This window comes from Alistipes sp. CHKCI003, from assembly GCF_900021155.1.
Lineage (GTDB): Bacteria > Bacteroidota > Bacteroidia > Bacteroidales > Rikenellaceae > Alistipes > Alistipes excrementavium.
This window is the reverse complement of sequence record NZ_FCNT01000027.1, coordinates 26,338-46,705: the sequence shown is the minus strand read 5'-3', so window position 1 is coordinate 46,705 and position 20,368 is coordinate 26,338. Positions and strand designations below refer to the sequence as shown.

At 60.8% G+C, this 20,368-nt stretch carries 17 protein-coding genes and 1 other RNA gene; 10 read left to right on the top strand and 8 right to left on the bottom strand.

Annotated elements, in window-relative coordinates; translation table 11 throughout:
* The first annotated feature begins 1 nt into the window (after position 1).
* The gene (locus BN3659_RS04205; RefSeq protein ID WP_141682490.1) at positions 2–1,207 is read left to right on the top strand and encodes a S66 peptidase family protein; all 1,206 of its coding nucleotides are present in this window, start codon (positions 2–4) and stop codon (positions 1,205–1,207) included.
* A gap of 333 nt (positions 1,208–1,540) precedes the next feature.
* On the opposite strand, the gene BN3659_RS04200 is transcribed toward BN3659_RS04205, so the two are convergent.
* Positions 1,541–2,071 carry a nitroreductase family protein gene (locus BN3659_RS04200; RefSeq protein WP_091534815.1) on the bottom strand — a complete coding sequence of 177 codons (531 nt, stop codon included), beginning with the start codon at positions 2,069–2,071 and terminating at the stop codon, positions 1,541–1,543.
* A gap of 141 nt (positions 2,072–2,212) precedes the next feature.
* On the opposite strand from BN3659_RS04200, the gene BN3659_RS04195 reads away from it, so the two are divergent.
* The 3 genes from BN3659_RS04195 to folE all read left to right on the top strand — a co-directional run bounded on the left by BN3659_RS04195 (position 2,213) and on the right by folE (position 4,324).
* The gene (locus tag BN3659_RS04195) at positions 2,213–3,055 is read left to right on the top strand and encodes an HAD family hydrolase (protein ID WP_091534814.1); all 843 of its coding nucleotides are present in this window, start codon (positions 2,213–2,215) and stop codon (positions 3,053–3,055) included.
* Between the two features lie 63 nt (positions 3,056–3,118).
* Complete coding sequence (rdgB, locus tag BN3659_RS04190) at positions 3,119–3,700, top strand: RdgB/HAM1 family non-canonical purine NTP pyrophosphatase (RefSeq protein WP_091534812.1); 582 nt, start codon at positions 3,119–3,121, stop codon at positions 3,698–3,700.
* An 18-nt stretch (positions 3,701–3,718) separates the two neighbouring features.
* Positions 3,719–4,324: a GTP cyclohydrolase I FolE gene (gene folE / locus BN3659_RS04185; protein WP_091534811.1), complete on the top strand. Its 606-nt coding sequence runs from the start codon at positions 3,719–3,721 to the stop codon at positions 4,322–4,324.
* Between the two features lie 559 nt (positions 4,325–4,883).
* On the opposite strand, the gene rnpB is transcribed toward folE, so the two are convergent.
* The 7 genes from rnpB to BN3659_RS04150 all read right to left on the bottom strand — a co-directional run bounded on the left by rnpB (position 4,884) and on the right by BN3659_RS04150 (position 11,409).
* An RNA gene (gene rnpB / locus BN3659_RS04180) (RNase P RNA component class A) lies at positions 4,884–5,253 on the bottom strand.
* 289 nt (positions 5,254–5,542) lie between these two features.
* Positions 5,543–6,577, bottom strand: coding sequence for a vWA domain-containing protein (locus BN3659_RS04175; RefSeq protein ID WP_091534809.1), 1,035 nt, complete (start codon positions 6,575–6,577; stop codon positions 5,543–5,545).
* Positions 6,578–6,580: 3 nt separating this feature from the next.
* A complete protein-coding gene (locus BN3659_RS04170; protein WP_091534808.1) occupies positions 6,581–7,567 on the bottom strand; it encodes a vWA domain-containing protein in 987 nt (328 codons plus the stop codon).
* A 2-nt stretch (positions 7,568–7,569) separates the two neighbouring features.
* Positions 7,570–8,325, bottom strand: coding sequence for a tetratricopeptide repeat protein (locus tag BN3659_RS04165; protein WP_410488788.1), 756 nt, complete (start codon positions 8,323–8,325; stop codon positions 7,570–7,572).
* Positions 8,322–9,302 (bottom strand): hypothetical protein, encoded by a 981-nt coding sequence (locus BN3659_RS04160; protein WP_091534806.1) that lies wholly within the window; start codon positions 9,300–9,302, stop codon positions 8,322–8,324. Before BN3659_RS04160 ends, BN3659_RS04165 begins: the two co-directional genes overlap by 4 nt.
* Positions 9,303–9,523: 221 nt before the next feature.
* Positions 9,524–10,408: a DUF58 domain-containing protein gene (locus BN3659_RS04155; protein ID WP_091534804.1), complete on the bottom strand. Its 885-nt coding sequence runs from the start codon at positions 10,406–10,408 to the stop codon at positions 9,524–9,526.
* Between the two features lie 2 nt (positions 10,409–10,410).
* Positions 10,411–11,409 carry an AAA family ATPase gene (locus BN3659_RS04150; RefSeq protein ID WP_091534802.1) on the bottom strand — a complete coding sequence of 333 codons (999 nt, stop codon included), beginning with the start codon at positions 11,407–11,409 and terminating at the stop codon, positions 10,411–10,413.
* Between the two features lie 681 nt (positions 11,410–12,090).
* On the opposite strand from BN3659_RS04150, the gene BN3659_RS04145 reads away from it, so the two are divergent.
* From BN3659_RS04145 to BN3659_RS04120, 6 genes are all read left to right on the top strand, one after another.
* On the top strand, positions 12,091–13,419 hold the full coding sequence (locus BN3659_RS04145; RefSeq protein WP_091534801.1) for a C10 family peptidase: 1,329 nt from the start codon (positions 12,091–12,093) through the stop codon (positions 13,417–13,419).
* Between the two features lie 25 nt (positions 13,420–13,444).
* Positions 13,445–14,137 (top strand): hypothetical protein, encoded by a 693-nt coding sequence (locus tag BN3659_RS12800; RefSeq protein WP_171847698.1) that lies wholly within the window; start codon positions 13,445–13,447, stop codon positions 14,135–14,137.
* Positions 14,138–14,400: 263 nt separating this feature from the next.
* Positions 14,401–16,836: an ATP-dependent helicase gene (locus BN3659_RS04135; protein ID WP_091534798.1), complete on the top strand. Its 2,436-nt coding sequence runs from the start codon at positions 14,401–14,403 to the stop codon at positions 16,834–16,836.
* Between the two features lie 6 nt (positions 16,837–16,842).
* Entirely contained in the window at positions 16,843–17,787 is a 945-nt protein-coding gene (locus BN3659_RS04130; protein WP_091534797.1) for a glycosyltransferase, read from the top strand.
* The gene (gene nth, locus BN3659_RS04125; RefSeq protein ID WP_091534795.1) at positions 17,784–18,431 is read left to right on the top strand and encodes an endonuclease III; all 648 of its coding nucleotides are present in this window, start codon (positions 17,784–17,786) and stop codon (positions 18,429–18,431) included. Before BN3659_RS04130 ends, nth begins: the two co-directional genes overlap by 4 nt.
* A 73-nt stretch (positions 18,432–18,504) precedes the next feature.
* Entirely contained in the window at positions 18,505–20,310 is a 1,806-nt protein-coding gene (locus tag BN3659_RS04120) for a S41 family peptidase (protein WP_171847697.1), read from the top strand.
* Positions 20,311–20,368: the final 58 nt, after the last annotated feature.

Below are 20,368 nucleotides of genomic sequence, written 5' to 3'. Positions count from 1 at the left end.
CATGAGCGGATTTGCGAAGAGGCTTTGGGCAGGAGCGTGTCTTGCGGCGGCTTTCGCGGCGCATGCCTCGGCGCCCGGGCCCGGCGACGGTGCGGCCCGCGACGCTCGGCCGCCGGCGGCTGTCGCGGTCCGTGCCTCCGTGTCCGATTCCGCAGACGGCGTTGTCGCTGCCGTCCGGTTGCCGGGAAGCGCCCGGATGCGTGGCGGTCTCGATTCGCTGGATGCCGTCCGTACGATTGCGACGATCGCCGGGTCGCAGCGGCCGAAGCGCGCGCGGCGTGTCGCACGGTTCGTCCGTCCGCCATTTTTGCGGGAAGGGGACAGCGTGGGGCTCGTGGCGATCTCTTCGAAGACCGACTCCGCCCGGATGAAACATTATCTTGCGGCCGTCGATACGGTGCGTTCGTGGGGATTGCGCGTGCGGCTCGCCGCACACCTTTTCGACCGCAGCGGCGGTTGGTTCGCCTCGGCGGACAGCGTGCGTGCGCAGGAGTTGCAGCAGATGCTGGAGAATCCCCATCTGCGGGCCGTGCTCTTTTTTCGCGGCGGCTACGGTGCGGTGCGTGTCCTCGATCGGATCGACCTCGGGGCAGTGCTCCGCGATCCGAAGTGGCTGGTCGGCTTCAGCGACCTGACGACGGTCCACTATGCCTTGCACAAGGCGGGAATCGAGTCGATCCACGGGACGATGCCCTCGAATTTCCGGACCGGGCCTGCGGAACGCGACACTTCGGCCCTGTGGCTGCGCGAAGCGCTCTTCGGCCGTGTGGGCGGCTATGTCTCGGCACCCCATCCGTTCAACCGGCCGGGCGAGGCGCAGGGGCGGCTCTCCGGCGGCAATCTGTCGGTCGTCAGTGCGATGAACGGCATGCCCGAAGACAACGATTTCTCCGAGCCCACGATTCTCCTCATTGAGGATGTGGGCGAAAGCATCCACCACATCGACCGGATGCTCCGGACGCTGCTGCGCAGCGGCAGGCTGGAGCGGATCGCAGGGCTCGTGGTGGGGGATTTCACGCACATCCGCGGCGAGAAACAATGGGGCTCCTCCGTTTACGAACTGATTTCCGAGTATGCCGGGACGCTGGATATTCCGGTACTGTTCGGTTTCCCTGCGGGCCACGGCCGCCTCAATGCGGCGCTCTATATGGGCCGCGAAGTGCGCCTTACCGTCTCCGAGGAGGGCGGCGAACTGCGCTTTCTGTAATTTCCGGTCTCTGCAAGGAGGGCTCCCGGATTTTTCGCAGCAGTTTTTACGCGGATGCGGGGAGCCGCCTCTTCGTCGTCGCTCGTCCGCCTTTCGACGGACGTTTTTCTGCTTTGGACGATCCGCGGATAAGTTTTGCAGGCTGCCCCGCGGCTTTCGGGGTCTCCTCTTCTGGGGGGCTTTCGTGCGCTTGCGGGATGAGCCCGATCCGTCGGAAACGCCGCCCGTATCTTCCCGGGGTGGGAGGGCCGCCGCATGCCGAACCGCTCCGGACGATGCGTTCGGATTCGCGGTACGGATGCGGTTCGGCGGAGGCGGCCGCCGCGTCCGGTTTTATTGGACCCGGACGATCTTCTCCGACTTGTCGAAGGGCGGCAGATCGGCCGGCGTGAAGTCCGAATAGCCGACGGCGAGGGCGCACAACGGTTCGCAGTTGTCCGGAATAGGCAGGAATGTCCGCAGATAATCGGCGGCCCGCTCTCCGTCGGGAGCGTCCTTGCGGCGCGGGCGGCCGTGGATGTGGACCCAGCACGAGGCGAGCCCTTCGTCCACGCAGGCGAGCTGGAGAGTCGTCGCCACGATGGCGGCATTCTCGCGCCAGAGGTCGCACGAGGCCGTTTCGCCCAGCACGACGACCGCCAGCGGAGCGTTTTTCAGAAATGCCGAGCCGTAGTCGCGCATGTCGGACATGCGGGCCAGAAGCGCCGGATCGTCCACGATCAGCAGGCGCGTCGAACGGGTATTGCGGGCCGAGGGTGCCGTGAGGGCTTCGTCGACCAGACGGTCGACGACTGCATCGGGCAAAGGCTGCGGCGAGAATTTGCGTACGCTGCGGCGTCTGCGGAGAATCTCTTTGAATTCCATGATCGGTCTGTTTTATGGGTTCGTTGCACAAAAATAATGAAAATCCGCACGCTTCGTCTCCGGCGGCTCCGGGAAATACGTTCGCGCTTGTTTTTCCGTCCGGTTTGTCGTATCTTTGACTTTCAAAACGTTTTGCAACCGATGAACGCAGAAAAACTGACCGTTGCGCTGATCTACGATTTCGACGGCACGCTCGCCCCGGGCAACATGCAGGAATACGACTTCATCCCCGCCGTGGGCAAGAGCAACAAGGAGTTCTGGACCGACGCCAATACGCTGGCCGAGGAGCAGGATGCCGACATGGTGCTCACCTACATGGCCCGCATGATTCAGGAAGCCAAATCCAAAGGACTGTCGCTCAGGCGCGAAGCCTTTCAGGAGTCGGGCCGCCGCGTGGCGCTCTACCGCGGCGTCAGGGAGTGGTTCGGGCGGATCAACGCCTACGGTGCCGCCCGCGGCATCCGCATCCTGCACTACATCAACTCTTCGGGGCTGAAGGAGATCATCGAGGGGACGGAGATCGCCCGCGAATTCCGTAAGATCTACGCCTGTTCGTTCCTCTACGACGTGGACGGCATCGCCTACTGGCCTGCCGTGGCGGTGAACTATACGAACAAGACGCAGTTCATCTTCAAGATCAACAAGGGCGTCGAATCGGTCTTCGACAGCAAGCTGGTCAACCGCTACATTCCCGAAGAGGAGCGCCCCGTGCCGTTCCGCCGCATGATCTACGTCGGCGACGGGACGACCGACATCCCCTGCATGCGGCTCGTGAAGAACTACGGCGGCCACTCCATCGCGGTCTACAATCCCGATCGGAAGGGGGCCCGGCGGGAGATGGCGCAGCTCATACACGACGACCGCGTGAGCCACGTCTGTCCGGCCGACTACTCCGAGGGGGGCGAGATGGACGTGCTCGTGAAGACGATCATCGACAAGATCGACCTCGATCATCGGCTCGAATCCATGGAAGTGATGAAGTAATCCCGTGCGGCCGGGTTTCGGACCGGGTGTCCGGAGCCGGGGCCGGAAATAATGAAGAGACCTATGAAAATCGTATTCGCAACCAACAATGCCCACAAGCTCGCCGAGGTGCAGGCCGTGCTGGGCGAAGGTTATACGCTCCTTACGCCCCGCGACTGCGGCGTTGCGGAGGAGATCCCCGAGACGCAGCAGACCCTCGAAGGCAATGCTTCGCAGAAGGCCCGCTACCTCTACGACCGCACCGGTCTGGACTGTTTCGCCGACGACACGGGGCTCGAAGTGGCCGCGCTGGGCGGTGCTCCGGGCGTGCGTTCGGCCCGCTATGCCACCGACGGACACGACTTCGCGGCCAACAACCGGCTGCTGCTCGCAAACCTCGAAGGGGTTGCGGACCGCCGGGCCCGATTCCGGACCGTGATTTCGCTCATCCTCGGCGGACGGGAGCGGCTGTTCGAGGGGGTCGTCGAGGGGCGTATCGCCGAGCGGGAGACGGGTGCCGAAGGCTTCGGTTACGATCCGCTCTTCGTGCCCGAAGGGTCGGAGCGCACGTTCGCCGAGATGACTGCCGCCGAGAAAAACGCCGTCTCGCACCGTGCCCGCGCCGTGCGCAAGCTCGCCGAATATTTGTACAACCTGAATAAATAGCTTACTTTCGCACTCCCTATGGACGAATTGTATCACAAAGAGGAGTCTTTCGATCCCGAGACGATCGGAAAACTGAAGGGACATTACGCCGCGATTCTCTGCCTGTTGGGCGAAGACGTCGGACGGGAGGGGCTGGTGAAAACCCCCGAACGGGTCGCAAAGGCCATGTCGTTCCTCACCAAAGGCTACCGGGTCGACCCGCTGAGCATTCTCCGCTCGGCCATGTTCCGCGAGGAGTACAAACAGATGGTGCTGGTGAAGGACATCGAACTCTACTCGCTCTGCGAGCACCACATGCTGCCCTTCTACGGCAAGGCGCACGTGGCCTACATCCCCAACGGCTACATCACGGGCCTCTCGAAGATCGCCCGCATCGTCGAGTGCTATGCCCGCCGCCTGCAGGTGCAGGAACGGCTGACGGTGCAGATCCGCGACTGCATTCAGGAGGCGCTCAATCCGATGGGCGTGGCCGTGGTGATCGAGGCCAGCCACATGTGCATGCAGATGCGCGGCGTGGAGAAACAGGAGTCGGCGACGACGACTTCGGCCTTTACGGGTATCTTCCTCTCCGACCACCGCACGCGCGAGGAGTTCATGACGCTCATTTCCCACAAATACCGGTAGCCGCGGCGAGCGGAGACGTGGAGGGGCCGTGCTCCGGAGCTGCCGCCCCGGCTCGCGGTCGCCGGATCGGTTGCGTATGTTCCGGTATCGCTGCGTGCCGGAAAGCGGTTCCGGGAACGGAGTATGCCGCGACTGCCCGAAGGAGGATGCGGCGGAAACCGATCTTCAGGAAGGGGCGGAATCCGGTGTATTGCCGGCCCCTCGTCCGAGCGACTTCTTTTTTCGCGGTCGGGCGGTTCGGGTGCCGCCGCATGTTCGGAAGGGGCGGGCGTCCCGGTCGCCGCACGGATTCTCCGTGCCCGGACGTCCGGCGTCTCGCTTATGACCGGCGGGGCGGTCCGATTTCATGCTTGGCTGCCGGTCGGATCGGGAGCTGGGGCGGAAAGTCCGAAAAACCTCATGAACCGCTCCGCTCGGGCGAACCGGACGATAGAATGGATAAAAGGGGCTGTCTGACAAGCTGTTTCAATCCTTTGGGAATTGCGTATTCGGAAAAAATTCCCGAATAGCAGGTACGAATAAAAAGGGGTGTCTAAAACTTGTTAGACAGCCCCTTTTTTTAATCGCAAGTCCTGTAAGCCGGGTTCTGTACCCCTTCCGGGGCCCTTGTCATTTATCTAGGGCGGCGGTCTCCCGCCGTCTCAAGCAACCTACCCCCCGGCATCGGACGAGCAGCCCTTGATTGCCGGTATACATGGTCTTGCAACCCGCGAGACGTACGGCCGGACGACATCGCTGCCTCCGCGGTGGGCTCTTACCCCGCCTTTTCACCCTTGCCTGCACACGAAACGCCAAGTCCCGTACAGGCGGTCATTCTCTGTTACGCTCCTATACCCTCACGGATATCAAGCCGTTAGCTTGCGCGGTGCTCTGTGTTGCCCGGACTTTCCTCTCCCCGACGGTCGGGCAGCGACAAGGCGGACTTGCGAGGCAAAGATAACTATTTCTCGTCGAATCGGGGAAATTTCTCCCTAAAAACGATCTCCCCCCACTGATGTTCCGGCGGCGTCTCGCCGACGGACGGCGCAGCGCAGGCCGCCGAACAATGCGCATCCGCCGCATGCGGAGGGGGCGGGACGATCTTCGCGGCATTGCCGCTGCCCGTTCCGAACCCGCGTCCGGGGGCTGCGCCGGCGTGGAACGAGGTAGAGAAAAGAGGCCGGTTTCGCGGAACCGGCAGTCTGCTCCGACTGCGGGAGGAGCGGACGACAGGTGCGGCTACTCCGGTCGCTCCTCGCGGAAGATATTGAACCGCGCCAGCAACGGATTGCGGCGGTCGAGCAGGAAGAACTCCGCGAGCAGCAGAAACAGGGCCAGCCCTACGAGGTACTGGTATTGTTCGTTGTACTCCTCGAATTTGACGGTCGAGAGCTCCGTGGCTTCCATCCGGTTGATGCTCTGTACGATTTCGTCCAGTCCGACCGACTGATTCGACGACCGGACATAGGCTCCGCCCGTGATGTCGGCGATTTGCTGCAACATCTGTTCGTCGAGTTTCGAGACCACCATGTCGCCCTTTTCGTCGCGGATGAACTCGCCGCCGATGCGGATCGGAGCTCCCTCAGGCGTGCCGATGCCGATCGTGAAGATGCGGATACCCAGTTCCTTGGCCCGCTCGGCAACGGCGACGGCGTCGTCTTCGTGGTTCTCGCCGTCGGTAATCAGCACGATGACGCGGCTGTGATTCTGCTCGGTCTCGCTCGAAAAGGACATCAACGCCTGCGAGAGCGCTTTGCCGACGGCCGTGCCCTGCACCGCTACCAGCGAGGGGTCGATCTTGCGGGCGAAAGCCTTCGCCATGCGGTAGTCCGAGGTGATCGGAAGCTGTACTTTGGGTTCGCCGGCGAAGACGACCAGTCCCACGCGGTCCTGCCGGAGACCGTCGAAGAGTCTGTCGATGGCGTATTTGGTGCGTTCGAGACGGTTGGGGGCGAAATCTTCGGCCAGCATCGAGTTCGAGACGTCGACCACGAGCATCATCTCGATGCCCTCCGACGTCTCCTCGCGGAGCTTCGAACCCCATTGGGGCCGTGCGAGCGCCAGCACGAGCAGCGCTACGGCCGCCGTGAAGAGGATGGATTTGAGCCGGACGCGGCCCGTCGAGACCTCGGGCATCAGTCCGCGCAGCAGCGTCGGATCGCCGAAGCGGGCGAGGCGTTTGCGGCGGTTTCGCGCGGCGGCCCAGTAGAGAGCTATGAGAGCCGGCACGGCCAGCAGCAGCCACAGATATTGCGGATGTGCGAATCGGAACATGGCTTAGGGTAATTTTTTCAGTGCGAGATTCGACAGCAGGAACTCGGCCAACAGCAGCAGCAGCCCTGCCAGCGCCCAACCGAGGTACTGCTCGTGGTAGACGGTGAATTCGGAGATTTCGACCTTGCTCTTTTCGAGCCGGTTGATCTGCTCGTAGATCGCTTCGAGCTTGGATTTGTCCGTGGCGCGGAAGTATTCGCCGCCGGTCGTTCGGGCGATCTGGCGCAGGGTCTCTTCGTCGATCTTCACGTCGGCCATCTGGTAGGTGATGTTGCCGAACATGTCGAGATAGGGATAGGGAGCCTTGCCGCGGGTGCCGACGCCGATCGTGTAGACCCGGATGCCTTGGGCACGGGCGATCTCGGCCGCCGTCGCGGGGGCGATCTGTCCCGCGTTGTTCTCGCCGTCGGTCAGAAGGATGATGACCTTCGACTTGGCGTCGCTCTCGCGCAGGCGGTTGATGGCCGTGGCCAGTCCGTTGCCGATGGCCGTGCCGTCTTCGACGAGGCCGCTGCGTATGCGGCTCAGGAGCGTTTGCAGCGTCCCCTGATCCGTCGTCAGAGGACTCTGCGTGTAGGCTTCGCCCGCAAAGACCACCAGACCGATCCGGTCGCCGTAGCGGTCGGCGATGAAGGTGCCGGCGACCTCCTTGGCCGCCGTGATGCGGTCGGGGCGGAAGTCGCGTGCCAGCATCGACCCCGAAACGTCGATCGCCAGCATGATGTCGATGCCTTCGGCATTCGTGCGGCTGTTGTGCTCCGCGGAGCGGGGGCGCGCCAGTGCGACGACGAGCAGCGCCACGGCGGCGCAGCGCAGCACGAACGGCACGTGGCGCAGAAAGTAGCGCACGGTCTTCGGTGCGCGGACGACGCCGGCGACGGTCGAGATGCGGATCGCGGCGCCGCCCCGTCGCGTGCGGTAGACGTACCATGCCGTCATGGGGATCAGTACCGCGAGCAGCCAGAGAAAATATGGATGTGCGAATGTCATCTTTACCAGTTCTTTTTACCGCGTACCACGACGCCCTGTTTCTCCTTCAGTTTTTCCTGTGTCCTGTCTTCCTGAGCCTGTATGGCGTCGAGCATCCGCTCCTGCTCCTCGGGCGAGATGCCTTCGGGCGCAGCCTGCGCTTCGGCGCTCCGTTCGTCGCCCTGCTCCTCTTCGGGTTCGGCCGGCTGCTCCTGCTCGTCCTGCCGGCCATCCTCCGGCTGTCCGTCCTGCCCGTTCTGCCCGTTCTGTTGCTGCTCCTCGTTTGGGTCCTGTTTTTCGTTTTGATCCTGCTGCCGGTCCTGTCGATTCTCCTGAAGCAGCCGCTTGGTGTAGGCATAGTTGTATTTGGCCTCTTCGTCGGCGGGGTTGAACCGCAGGGATTGTTTGTAGCTTTCGAGCGCCTCCTTGTACTGTTCCTGTTTGAATTGGGCGTTGCCGAGGTTGTAGAAGGCTTCGGCACGTTCGGCGTCCGTGCGCAGCGTGTCGGCCGCCGCGGCGCGCATCGTTTCGGCGGCCTTGTCGTAGCGCTCGGCCTTGTAGAGTGCGTTGCCCAGATCGTAGGCCGCTTCGAAACTTTGCGGAGCGGCTTCGAGCGCCCGCGTGTAGCGTTCGATGCTCTGTTCGTAGTTCCCCTTGTCGTACTGGCGGTTGCCTTTGCGCACGAGGCTGCGCTCGGGCATGTGCTGTGCCGCGGCGGCGCCTGAGAAGGCGATTGCCGCGAGGCAGAGCAGGAAGCGGATGATCGTATGCTGTTTCATGACTCCGGTGCGGATGGTTCGTTATCGCCCGCAGGCTCCTCCTCGACGAGTTTGGTCTCCTCGACGAAGTAGTAGGCTTTCAAGTAGTCCGCCTCGTTCTGTTCGGCGTCGGGCGTGGCCTTGGCGAACTTCACGAGGTCGGCGTCGCGCAGAATGGCCGTAAGGTCCATGGCGCTCTTCTGGGGCATGTCGTCGATGCGGCGCATGGCTTCGATGATCTCGTCGGAGGTCATCTCCATGGCTCCGATCCCGTAGCGGGCGGCGATGTAGGTGCGCAGAATGTCGGTAAGTCCCGAATAATAGAGTTTGTACCGGTTGTTCTGCCAGAGTTTCTGGTGGTGCAGCGCTTCGAGCGCTTGAATCGCCACGACGTGCGGCGGCTGCGGCGGTGCGGAGCGGAATAGACTGCCCACGCTGCGTCCGTGGCGGGCGAGCAGCTTTTGTGCGGCATAGAGTGCCGCGAGCAGCGCGAGCAGCGCCAGAAGCCCCCACTTCACGTAGCCGCTCACCTCGCCGAAGCGGAACGGAAGCGTCTTCTGCGCCTTGAGGTCGTAGATCGAGTGCGACGTGGAGTCGATCTGGAAGGTAGCGACGTGCAGGTAGAGCGAGTCGTCGCTGTAAAGCGTGTCCACGATGTTCTTGCCGGCATAGAGCACGCCGGCCTTGCCGAGGGCGTAGTTGCCTTCGTCGAAGGCGGCCAGCACGTAGCGTTTGCGGAGCTTCTGTGCACGGCCATCGCGTGCGAGCGTATCGACGGGCAGGCTCCGGACCAGCTCGATGCCGCTGCCGTCGGGGTGGAATTCGGGGAACTCCACCACTTGCACCTGATCCTTGTCCACCTCGATCACGTATTCGAAGCGGTCGCCGATCATGATGCTGTCGGGTTCGATGCGGGCCCGGACCGAGGGCTGCTCCTGTCCCGAGGCGATGCCCGCCGCAAACAGGGCGGCGGCGAAAGCGCCGAAGCGTCCGGGCATGCGGCTCCGTCCGCCTCTCTGCCCGCCTGAGCGAACCGTCCTCCGATTCTGTGCTTCGGGCCGGTGCGCTGTCCTCCCGCTCTTTCGGTCGGGTCCGCATGCTTCGCCCTCTTTCGGGGAACGGCCCCGGCGGAGGCTCGGAACGTGCCGGTCCGCCGAATCGGACCGGAGGCCCGTTCGTGCAGGTGCGGGGGCGATTGCAGCCATGTAACGGAAACTACTCATCGTTGTTTGAAGAGTTTAATCAGTTCGACGACATAGTCGCACTCCGTGGAGACCGTAGCCGTGTCGATGCGGTTGTGCCGGAGCGTATGTTCGATCTCGTCCGAACGGCGCCTCCACGATTCGGCGTAGTGGTCGCGCACGGCGCGCGACGAGGTGTCGGTCCAGACCTTGCGCCCCGTTTCGGCGTCCTGCAATTCGAGGATGCCCACGTCCGGAAGCTCCGTTTCGCGCGGATCGTAGACGCGTATTCCGACCAGATCGTGGCGGCCTCCGGCGATCTTCAGCGCATCGTCCAGCGCCTCCCGGTCGTTCGACGAATCCATGAAATCCGAAAGGATGAAGGTCGTGCAGCGTTTTTTATTTACATTGGTGAGGAAGCGGATCGGCTCCGAGAGCTTCGTGCCCGCCGACCCGGGGCGGAAGCCGACGAGCTCGCGGATGATCGTCAGGATGTGGCTGCGTCCCTTTTTCGGAGGGATGAACTTCTCGACCTTGTCCGAAAAGAAGATGCACCCCACCTTGTCGTTGTTCTGCACGGCGGAGAAGGCCAGCACGGCGGCGATCTCGGTCATGACGTTCTTTTTGAGCCGTTCGGCGGTGCCGAACATACGCGAACCGGACACGTCCACGAGAAGCATCATCGTCAGTTCGCGCTCCTCTTCGTAGACCTTGATGTGGGGTTTCGACGAACGGGCCGTAACGTTCCAGTCGATGTCGCGCACGTCGTCGCCCGCGCGGTACTCCCTCACTTCGGAAAACGACATACCCCGCCCGCGGAAAGCCGTGTGGTACTTTCCGGCGAAGATCTCGTTGGAAAGACCGCGGGTCTTGATCTCGATCTTGCGGACGCGCCTGAGAATATCGTTCTCGCTCTCCTGCATCGTTAGGGTACGATTACGTTGTTGAGGATGTCGGTGATGATCTCCTCCGAGGAGATGTTCTCGGCCTCGGCTTCGTACGTGAGGCCGATGCGGTGGCGCAGCACGTCGTGGCAGACGGCCCGCACGTCCTCGGGGATCACATAGCCGCGGCGGCGGATGAAGGCGTAGGCGCGGGCGGCCTTGGCCAGCGAGATCGACGCACGAGGCGAACCGCCGTAGGCGATCAGCGATTGGAGTTTCTGGAGGTTGTATTCGGCCGGTTCGCGCGTGGCGAAGATGATGTCGATAATGTATTTTTCGATTTTCTCGTCCATGTAGACGTCCTCGACGACGCGGCGGGCCTTCACGATGTCCTCGGGCGAGACGACCTTGTTCACTTCGGGCATGCCCGAGCCCGAGAGGTTCATGCGCACGATGTCGCGCTCCTCCTGTTTCTTGGGGTAGGAAATCTTGGCCTTGAGCATGAAGCGGTCGACCTGTGCCTCGGGCAGAGGATAGGTGCCTTCCTGCTCCAGCGGGTTCTGCGTGGCGAGCACCAGAAACGGCTGCGGCAGGGGATAGGTCTCCTCGCCGATGGTTACCTGCCGCTCCTGCATGGCTTCGAGCAGCGCCGACTGCACCTTCGCGGGCGAGCGGTTGATCTCGTCCGCCAGCACGAAGTTGGCGAACACGGGGCCTTTCTTGACGATGAACTCCTCGTTCTTCTGCGAATAGATCAGCGTGCCTATGAGATCGGCCGGCAGCAGATCGGGCGTGAACTGTATGCGCGAAAACTGTGCGTCCACGGCCTTGGCGAGGGTCGTGATGGCGAGGGTTTTGGCCAGTCCCGGCACGCCTTCGAGCAGGATGTGCCCGTTGGAGAGCAGGCCGATCAGCAGCGTATCGACCAGATGGGTCTGACCCACGATCACCTTGCCGATTTCGGTGCGCAGCGTATCGACGAAGACGCTTTCGCGCTCGATCCGCTCGTTGAGTTCTTTGATGTTGATGACTTCGCTCATTTCTGTGGTATGTGTTTTCCGTTGATTCCTTAACGTCCGGTGTGCAAAGATATTGCAAAAATAGTAAATTTTTTGAAAGGCTTTCGTTTTCGGAGCGGGCGCTTCGGTCCGACGCGGGAGGAGGCCGAATGCAATAAATATAAAATATTCGGTCGAAAAAACGGCTGAAAGTACAATAATATATACAATTTTAGGGACCTATGATATGAAAAAAGGAGAAAAACTGCACCACCCGTAAGAGGAATGGATAATTTTGTCTACGTAATTCGACGGGTGCGCCTCAACACCGCGGACGGAGTCGGAAAAATGTTTCTTACGAAGCGCCTCCGGAACATTTTTCCATTGCATTCACCGAATGCCGGATGGATGTCTGTTGTTCTGCGTGGGAGAGGGTGGCGTTTTTCGCCGCCCTCTTTTACCATACCTCCTCCATGCATGGGCTCCGCCGCAGTCGGGAAAACGGTTCGCGGCTTCGCGGAAACAGGGTATGATACGGAGCCGGACGCTGCCGCGAAATCGGGAATTTTCCCCCCCCCTCGGAGCCCTTCCCGCATGGTTGCTTCACGGCGGCCGTTTCGGGTAATATAATGCTTAAAGGCTCGTTGATGCGCTGTTAGGTCAAGGGCCTGTGCCGCAAGGATGAATCGTGTTATCTTTGATTATCGCTAAAATTGTTCGCTTATGAAAAGGTTCGGTCTGTTCTTCGGGTCCGTATTCGTATTTTCTCTGTTTTTTGCGGCATGCGTGCAGAATGAAACGGACACTCTTGCGGAACCGCCTCGTGATCCTCATAAGGTACCGGTCGCACAGGCGTTGGCCGATCTCGACGGTCTGCTCTGCGAGATCGACGGCACGACACGTGGGGGCGGACGCAGCGTGAGGAGCGTCGAGACGCTCGCGGCTTCGGAGCTGACGGCCGCCACGCGGTCGGAAGCGGCGGACGAAATCGGGGATCTGATCCACATCGTGAATTTCGACAACGACGGCGGCTACGCCATTCTGGGTGCCGACGACCGTATCCCGTCGGTAATCGCCGTTACGGAGCAGGGTAATCTTTCGGCCGCAGAATTCGTGGCGGCTTCGCTTGCGGACGATCCCGATACGGAAAATCCGGCGCTGCGACCCGAGCTGGTGGAGTATGTACAAGGTTTGAGCGAGGATTTTCCGGACGATTCCGTGTCGCCTACGGATGCTCCCTCCCCCTATCTCGTCAGCCAAGTATGGCGTACGATCGAAAAGACGCCGATTCTGACCTATGTGAAATGGAATCAGGACGGACCCTATAACTATTATGTGAAGAAGTACAGAACAAATGGAGTTTATACGGGTTGTGTGGCCGTTGCAGTGGCGCAGATCATCACATCTGTATTGTATAAGTATTATTGGCAGCGGAATTACATTTTTCCCGAAGATCTGAAAACCATCAATGGCGAGAAAATCGACTGGGAGGCGATCTTCCGCGATATGGATGCCGGCAAATATACTTATGAATCAGAAGATGATTCGGTAGGATCGAGGGCTGTGGCATGGCTGATGTTGAGTATAGGCAGTGCAGTAAATATGAAATACAATGGGAATGAAGGTAGTAGTTCCTCTATATCGGAGGCATCCTATTTTCTGAGAAATTTCCGATTCAAAATGGCGTTGGATGTGGATTACAGTACGAATCAGGTCGACATGATGCTTACATCGTTCAATTTGCCGGTGTATGTGCGGGGGTCTGATTTGTCAGTCAACAAAGGTCATGCATGGGTGATCGACGGACGCATCGAACAAAAAAGAGCGCTTGCCGATCCGAGCGGAACGGGGTACACGGAGGAATGGAGGACTTTATATCATTGTAATTATGGATACGATGGTGATTATGACGGTTACTATTATTCGGAAGTTTTCGACTTGAAGAAAGGAGCTGAGATCATTGATAAAGAAAATGGTGATGTGGATACGGATGGTGATTACATTTTTTCGGCGAGCCACAGAATAATCACTTGTGCCGGATTTACCATTTGAGTGTGAACGATTAAAAAAGAAGGCAATGAAAAGATTATTGATTTTGTTGTTTGCTGGAACTATCATTAGTTCTTGCGACGGAGAGGGTGTGATGCCTGACGGTGTGGACCCCGTGTTTCTCCGGCATTTTATCGTGGGGTATGAAAACGGCGATTATGAGATCGGGATGGATGAGTGGGGTGTGCTTTGTTTATCTGTGTCGAAAGGAACTAAGGTCTGTTATTACTCGCCGGAGGTAGCCTTCGGAGATTATTTGGCGGATACGGTGAAATTCCTGCGGATCGCGGAGCGGAACGGAGACATGTCCTACAATCGAACCGGTCATCGCGTGTTGTTCTTTCTGAATCACGTATGTTTTGCGGATAATTTCGAAAAAATCCATCTGGTTTGTACGGCCTCCGAGGGCGATGCCCCGTGGGATACGAATCATCCCGTCGGATCGTCTTTGGACGATGTGGCGGAACTCCATTTCGCCAGCTATGCCGATTTTATCCGTAACGGATATCCGGATACGAAAGAGACGATGACCTTTGTGGAAAAACGTATTTCGGAGCTTATGCCAGACGATTTGGCGATGATCATGTGCCGCGACAAAGTGAAACTTGTTTTCGACAATCCACCTTCGTCGGGCAAATACGAATTGGAAATGACGCTGACGACGACCGAGGGCAAAGTGAAGACCGCGAGATATACGTATGATGCCGAAGCGGAAAAATAACGGGTGCAGGAATGCTTGACCGAAGAGCGGCTGCCGGCCGCGGTTCGGCGATGGGCGTCGGCCGCCCCGATTCGGCGAAGGGGCTGTCTAACAAGTCTGATTTTAACGATTTCACCCCTGCCAGAATGAATTCTGGCAGGGGTGATTTCCGATTTTCGGGACTTGTTAGACAGCCCCTTTTTCGTCCGGAGCGATATTTTCGCGGCGCAGGTGTTCGGCGTAAGGCGAAATGTCCGTAACTTTGCAGTCCAATATCGCAATTTATGGAATCGAAGATATTAGAGGGGTTGAATCCCGCCCAGCGCGCCGCCGTGGAGCATTACGACGTGCCGTCGCTCATCATCGCCGGCGCCGGTTCGGGCAAGACGCGCGTGCTGACCTCCCGCATCGCCTACATGATCGAGCAGGGTGTGGCGCCGTTCAACATCCTCGCACTGACCTTCACGAACAAAGCGGCCGAGCAGATGCGCGAACGCATCGCGCAGATGTTGCCCGACAACCGGAGCCGCTACATCCGCATGGGGACGTTCCACTCGGTCTTCTCGCGCATCCTGCGCGAGAACGCCGCCCGGATCGGCTATCCCGACTCGTACACCATCTACGAGCCCTCGGACTGCCGCAACCTGCTGAAGACCATAGTGAAGGAACTGCGTCTCGACGAGGACAAGTACAAACCCGCGAAGATCGCTTCGCGCATCTCCTACGCCAAGAACTGCCTCGTAACCCCGGGGGCCTACCTCGCCAACGCGACCTTCGGGGCCGAGGACCGCGCGGCGCAGATTCCCGAGTTCGGGACCGTCTACGAGCTCTACTGCCGGCGCTGCAAACGCAACGGTGCGATGGACTTCGACGACCTGCTGCTGCAAACCAACATCCTGCTGCGCGACTGCCCCGACGTGCTGGCCCGCTATCAGGAGTTGTTCCGCTACATCCTCGTCGACGAGTATCAGGACACCAACTATGCGCAGTACGTCATCATCCGCCGCCTGTCGCAGACCCATTCGAAGGTCTGCGTCGTGGGCGACGACGCGCAGTCGATCTACTCGTTCCGCGGGGCGAAGATCGAGAACATCCTCTCCTTCCGCAAGGACTATCCCGACGCCATGACCTTCAAGCTGGAGCAGAACTACCGCTCGACGCGCACGATCGTCGACGCGGCCAACTCGGTGATCGTCCGCAACTCGAAACGGATGGAGAAGAACTGCTTCTCGGAGGGGCCCGCAGGCGACAAGATCCGCGTGCTGAAAGCCTATACCGACCGCGACGAGGCCGAGCAGGTGGTCGCGGATCTGCGCGACCGCGTGCGCGCTTCGGGCGATGCGTGGAGCGATGCGGCGATCCTTTACCGGACCAACAACCAGTCGCTCGTGATCGAGGACAACCTCCGGCGACGCGGCATCCCCTACCGGATTTACAAGGGCAGCTCCTTCTACGACCGCAAGGAGGTCAAGGATCTGCTGGCTTATATCCGGTTGGTAATCAATCCGCGCGACGACGAGGCCTTCAAGCGGATCGTGAATTACCCTGCGCGCGGCATCGGCGACACGACCGTGCAGCGCATCGAGCAGATGGCGCGCGAGGGGGGCGTCTCGATGTGGGAGGCGGTGGACCGGCTCGTGGCCGAACCCGCGGCGGATCCCGTGCAGAAGACCATCGCCCGCAAGGCCGCGGAGTTCGTCGGCATGATCCGAGCCCTTTCGCTGGCCCGCAACGAAAAGGGGCTCTACGATTTCGGACTGGAGATCGCCGCCCGCTCGGGCATACTGGCGGCCTACCGCACGGAGAATACGCCGGAGGCGACCTCGGCGCTCGACAATATCGAGGAGCTGCTCAACTCGATGCAGCTCTTCCGCGAACAGCGCGACGCCGAGATCCGCAACGGCGAACGCCCCGAGGGCGAGGAGGCGACCATCGAAGAGTGGTTGCAGAACGCGATGCTCATGACCGACATGGACAAGGACGATCCGGAGGACCGGAACAAGGTTACGCTGATGACCGTCCATTCGGCCAAGGGGCTGGAATATAAATACGTCTACATCGTCGGATTGGAGGAAAACCTCTTCCCTTCGCAGCGGGCCGCCGAGACGCCCGACGGCTTCGAGGAGGAGCGGCGGCTCTTCTACGTGGCGCTGACGCGGGCGAAGGTGGCCGCGACGCTCTCCTATGCCGAGATGCGTTTCAAATGGGGCAATATGGAGTTCTCGCGCCCGAGTTGTTTCCTGCGCGAGATCGACCCCCGATACCTCGAGATGCCGGTCGAAGAGGAGGAGTGCCCCGTGCGTTCGCCGGCGGGCGGCACGAGAGGCGGCGCGGCCATCGACGAACTGCGCCGACGGTTCGACTACCGCTTCAGGCAGCAGCAGGGCGGTCCGAACCGGTCGGGCGCGCGTCCGCAGCCGGCTTTCGGCCGTTCGGATGCCCCGAAGCAGGCGCCCGATCCGGCGTTGATACGGCCCACCCGTCCCTCGACCGAGGGGATGCGGAGGCTGGGCATGCGGCAGGAAGGCGCGCTTCCCGCGGCCGCTGCGACCGCGGGAAGCGACTACGCCGTCGGGCAGCGCGTGGAACATCCCAAGTTCGGCGCGGGGACCGTCCGGCGGATCGAAATGCTGGATACGGATCAGAAATTGGTCGTCGATTTCGGGAGCTGCGGCGAGAAGACGCTGCTGGCCAAGTTCGCAAAACTGACCAAACTCTGACGCCGGATGGATGCGCCGCTCGTTTCGGTCTGCATGACCGCCTACAACCACGAAGCCTACCTCGCCGAGGCGATCGAAGGGGTGCTGATGCAGCGCACCGCGTTCGGCGTGGAGCTGGTGCTGGGCGAGGATTGCAGCACGGACCGCACGGCGGAGATCGGCCGCGAATATGCGGCGCGCTATCCCGGTCGCATCCGTCTGGTCGCGGGGCCGGAAAACGTCGGCTGGCGGGCCAACTACCGCCGCACGGTCGCAGCCTGCCGCGGCAAGTACGTCGCTTTCTGCGACGGCGACGACCGTTGGTGCGACCCGCTCAAATTGCAGATGCAGGCCGAACTGCTGGAGGCCGATCCGTCGTGCGGCATGTGCTATACCCGGACCGAGAAGGCGGACGGGCGGCGCGGTGTGCGGGAATACCTGCCCCAAGGAGAACCTTCGACGGATTTCCGCTCGCTTCTGCGGAGTTATACGATCGGCAACTGTTCGGCGATGGGCCGCCGCGACCTGCTGGAGCGCTTCTATGCCGAGGTCCGGCCCGAGCTGCGCAGCGAATGGCTCACGGGCGACGTGCCGATGTGGCTCTGGGTGGCGGCCCATGCGCGAATCGCCTTCATTGACCGTGTGGCGGCCGTGCATCGGGTGCTGGAGCGCAGCGTCAGCCACGACCCCGACTACGCGCGCCGGATCGCCTTCTGCGATTCCGTGGCGGAGATCGGCCTGTGGTTCGACGACCGCTACGGCGCGCGCCGCGACCGGCAGCGGCTTCTGCGACGGAAAAGCGAGGTGGCGCTCTGGGTGCTCTCGCGGAACGGAACGGCCGCGGCGTACCTCGCGCGCTGGTGGAAGGATGTGCGGTCCTGTCCCTCTTTGCTGTTCGATGCGGCGGGATACGGACTGTTCGTGAAGAAACTTTTATTGCGGCGAAAACCTGAAAAACCTGAGAAACCATGACGACCAAACAACGTTACGAAGGCGTGATCGGCTGGTTCGGCGAGCATATGCCCGCGGCCGAGAGCGAATTGCAGTACAAAGACCCTTATCAATTGCTGGTGGCGGTGATCCTCTCGGCGCAGTGTACCGACAAACGGGTGAACATGACCACGCCGGCGCTGTTCGAGGCTTTCCCGACGCCGCAGGACATGGCTCGCGCCACGGCCGAAGAGATCTATCCCTACATCAAGAGCATATCCTATCCCAACAACAAGGCGAAAAACCTCGCGGGCATGGCGCGCATGCTCTGTTCGGAGTTCGGGGGCGAGGTGCCCAGCGACCTCGACCAGATGCAGCGGTTGCCGGGCGTGGGCCGCAAGACGGCGAACGTGCTGGGAGCCGTGCTGTGGCGGAAGGAGGTGATGCCGGTCGATACGCACGTATTCCGCGTCTCGGAGCGTATCGGACTTACGACCGGTTCGAAAACGCCGCTCCAGACCGAACTGAAACTCGAGCGGAACATCCCGTCGCATCTGCTGCCCGTGGCCCATCACTGGCTGATCCTGCACGGCCGTTATGTCTGCACGGCCCGTTCGCCGAAGTGCTCGGAGTGCGGCATTTCCCCTTGGTGCCGGAAATTCGCCGCCGACAACCGCAGCAAATAAAAAGGCGCAAGATCGGGCGAATCTCCGGAAAAATCATATATTTGTCCCTGAACACTTAAAAAAAGTCGGGAATATGGGGAAAATTTCTTATTTGCAGACGCTGCTCGTTGCTGTCGCCGCATTCGCGTTCGTCGCATGCAGCGATGACAAAAACGGGAGCGATCTTCCGGACGGTGGCGTGACGGAAAAGGATTGCAGCAATACGAAAAGCGTAACGGGCGGTGCGGGCAGTTTCAAGATCACCTTCACGGCGGTCGGAGACTGGGAGGCGGTATCGAGCGACGACTCGTGGCTTACGATCGTGCCCGCCGACGGCGGTAAGGGATCGAACAAGATCACGGTATCGTTCACGCAGAACACCGCGGCGACCAGCCGCCGAGGAACGGTGGCGATCCGTGTGAGCGGTTACAGGGATGCCGTGCTTTGCACGCTCACTCAGTCGGGTGCCGGAAGCGGTTCGGATACGGCCGTGAACGAATGGATCGAAGAGTACATGAAGGAGGCCTATCTGTGGAACGAGGCCATCGATCAGGTGGCGCTCGACAACACGGTTTCTTTCAAGGAATATCTCAAGAGCATTCTGGACGGCGTGGCCGCCCAGAAAGACGCGAGCGGCCGCCCGGTCAACTACGACGACGGGTATTGGGAGAACGGCGTGCGGCAGGAGTATTATTCGTACATCGAACTGAACGAACAGAGCCGCAGCACCCGTGCGGGCGAGACTTACAACGATACGGGTATTCTGAATGTGATCAGCGGCTATCTGCAGGAAGAGCCCTACATCGGCGGATTGGTCATCATGGGCGTGGCTCCCGGCTCCTCGGCCGACGAGGCGGGACTCAAGCGCGGACACATGGTTACGGAGGTCGACGGCGTGAAATACACGAAAAACCTGTCGGCGGACGTCAAACAGAACATGTTCCTGAAACTGGTTCAGGGCAACAACGTGCGGATCGTCGCCAACGAGGTCAGCGGAGGCGACAACGGAGATTGGGTGCTCACGCCCCTGCCCGAGATGACCCTCAGCTCGTTCAGTTACGTCGATCCGGCGATATACAAGCAGGATGTGGTCGATATCGACGGCAGGAAAGTCGCCTATCTGCTGTACATGGGCTTTTCGAGAGCCTACGACGAAGACCTGTTCGAGGCTTTCGACCGCTTCAAGGCGGAGGGTGCCGAGGAACTCGTGCTCGACCTGCGCTACAACGGCGGCGGCGAGGTGCTTTCGAGTACGCTGCTGGCGACCCTCATCGCAGGGCAGGAGTACAAGGGGCAGGTATACGTGAAAACGACGTACAACGCATCGCGCACGGCTGCGGGGCAGACCGGCGCCCTGTACAAGATCGGCGAAAGCGTCGTTTCGGGCAGCGACAGCAGTTATTCGCTGATTGCCGAAGCGCTGAACCATTCGCTCGGCCTGAAGCGGATCTATGTGATCTGCTCGGTCAATACGGCTTCGGCGAGCGAGCTGATAATCAACGGTCTGCGCGGCATGGGCATCGAGGTGCGCCTGATCGGCACGCAGACGCAGGGCAAGAACGTCGGCATGGAGGGATACGTGAACCGCAAAGTCGGCAACCTCTACTACGATTTTCTCCCCATCACGTTCTACTCGGAGAATGCCGTGGGCTTCAAGGATTACAGCGACGGATTCACGCCCGATGTGATTTTCGACGATGCGAACTACTATCCGGGCGACTTCGGTACGTTGGACGACGGACTCTTCTCACGTGCGGCGAGCTGGATCAGGACCGGCGAGAAACCCGGGGCTGCATCCTCGCTTCGGAAGAGCCGCAGCATGGTCGTGAAACAACGTTACAGAGCGGATTTCCCGCAGCGGCATCCGGTCGGTTCGCTGGTCCTGCTCGACGAGCAGTAGCGGTGCGATTCCCAAAATCGAGGGCGGCATTTCCGAATGTCGCCCTTTTTACGTATAT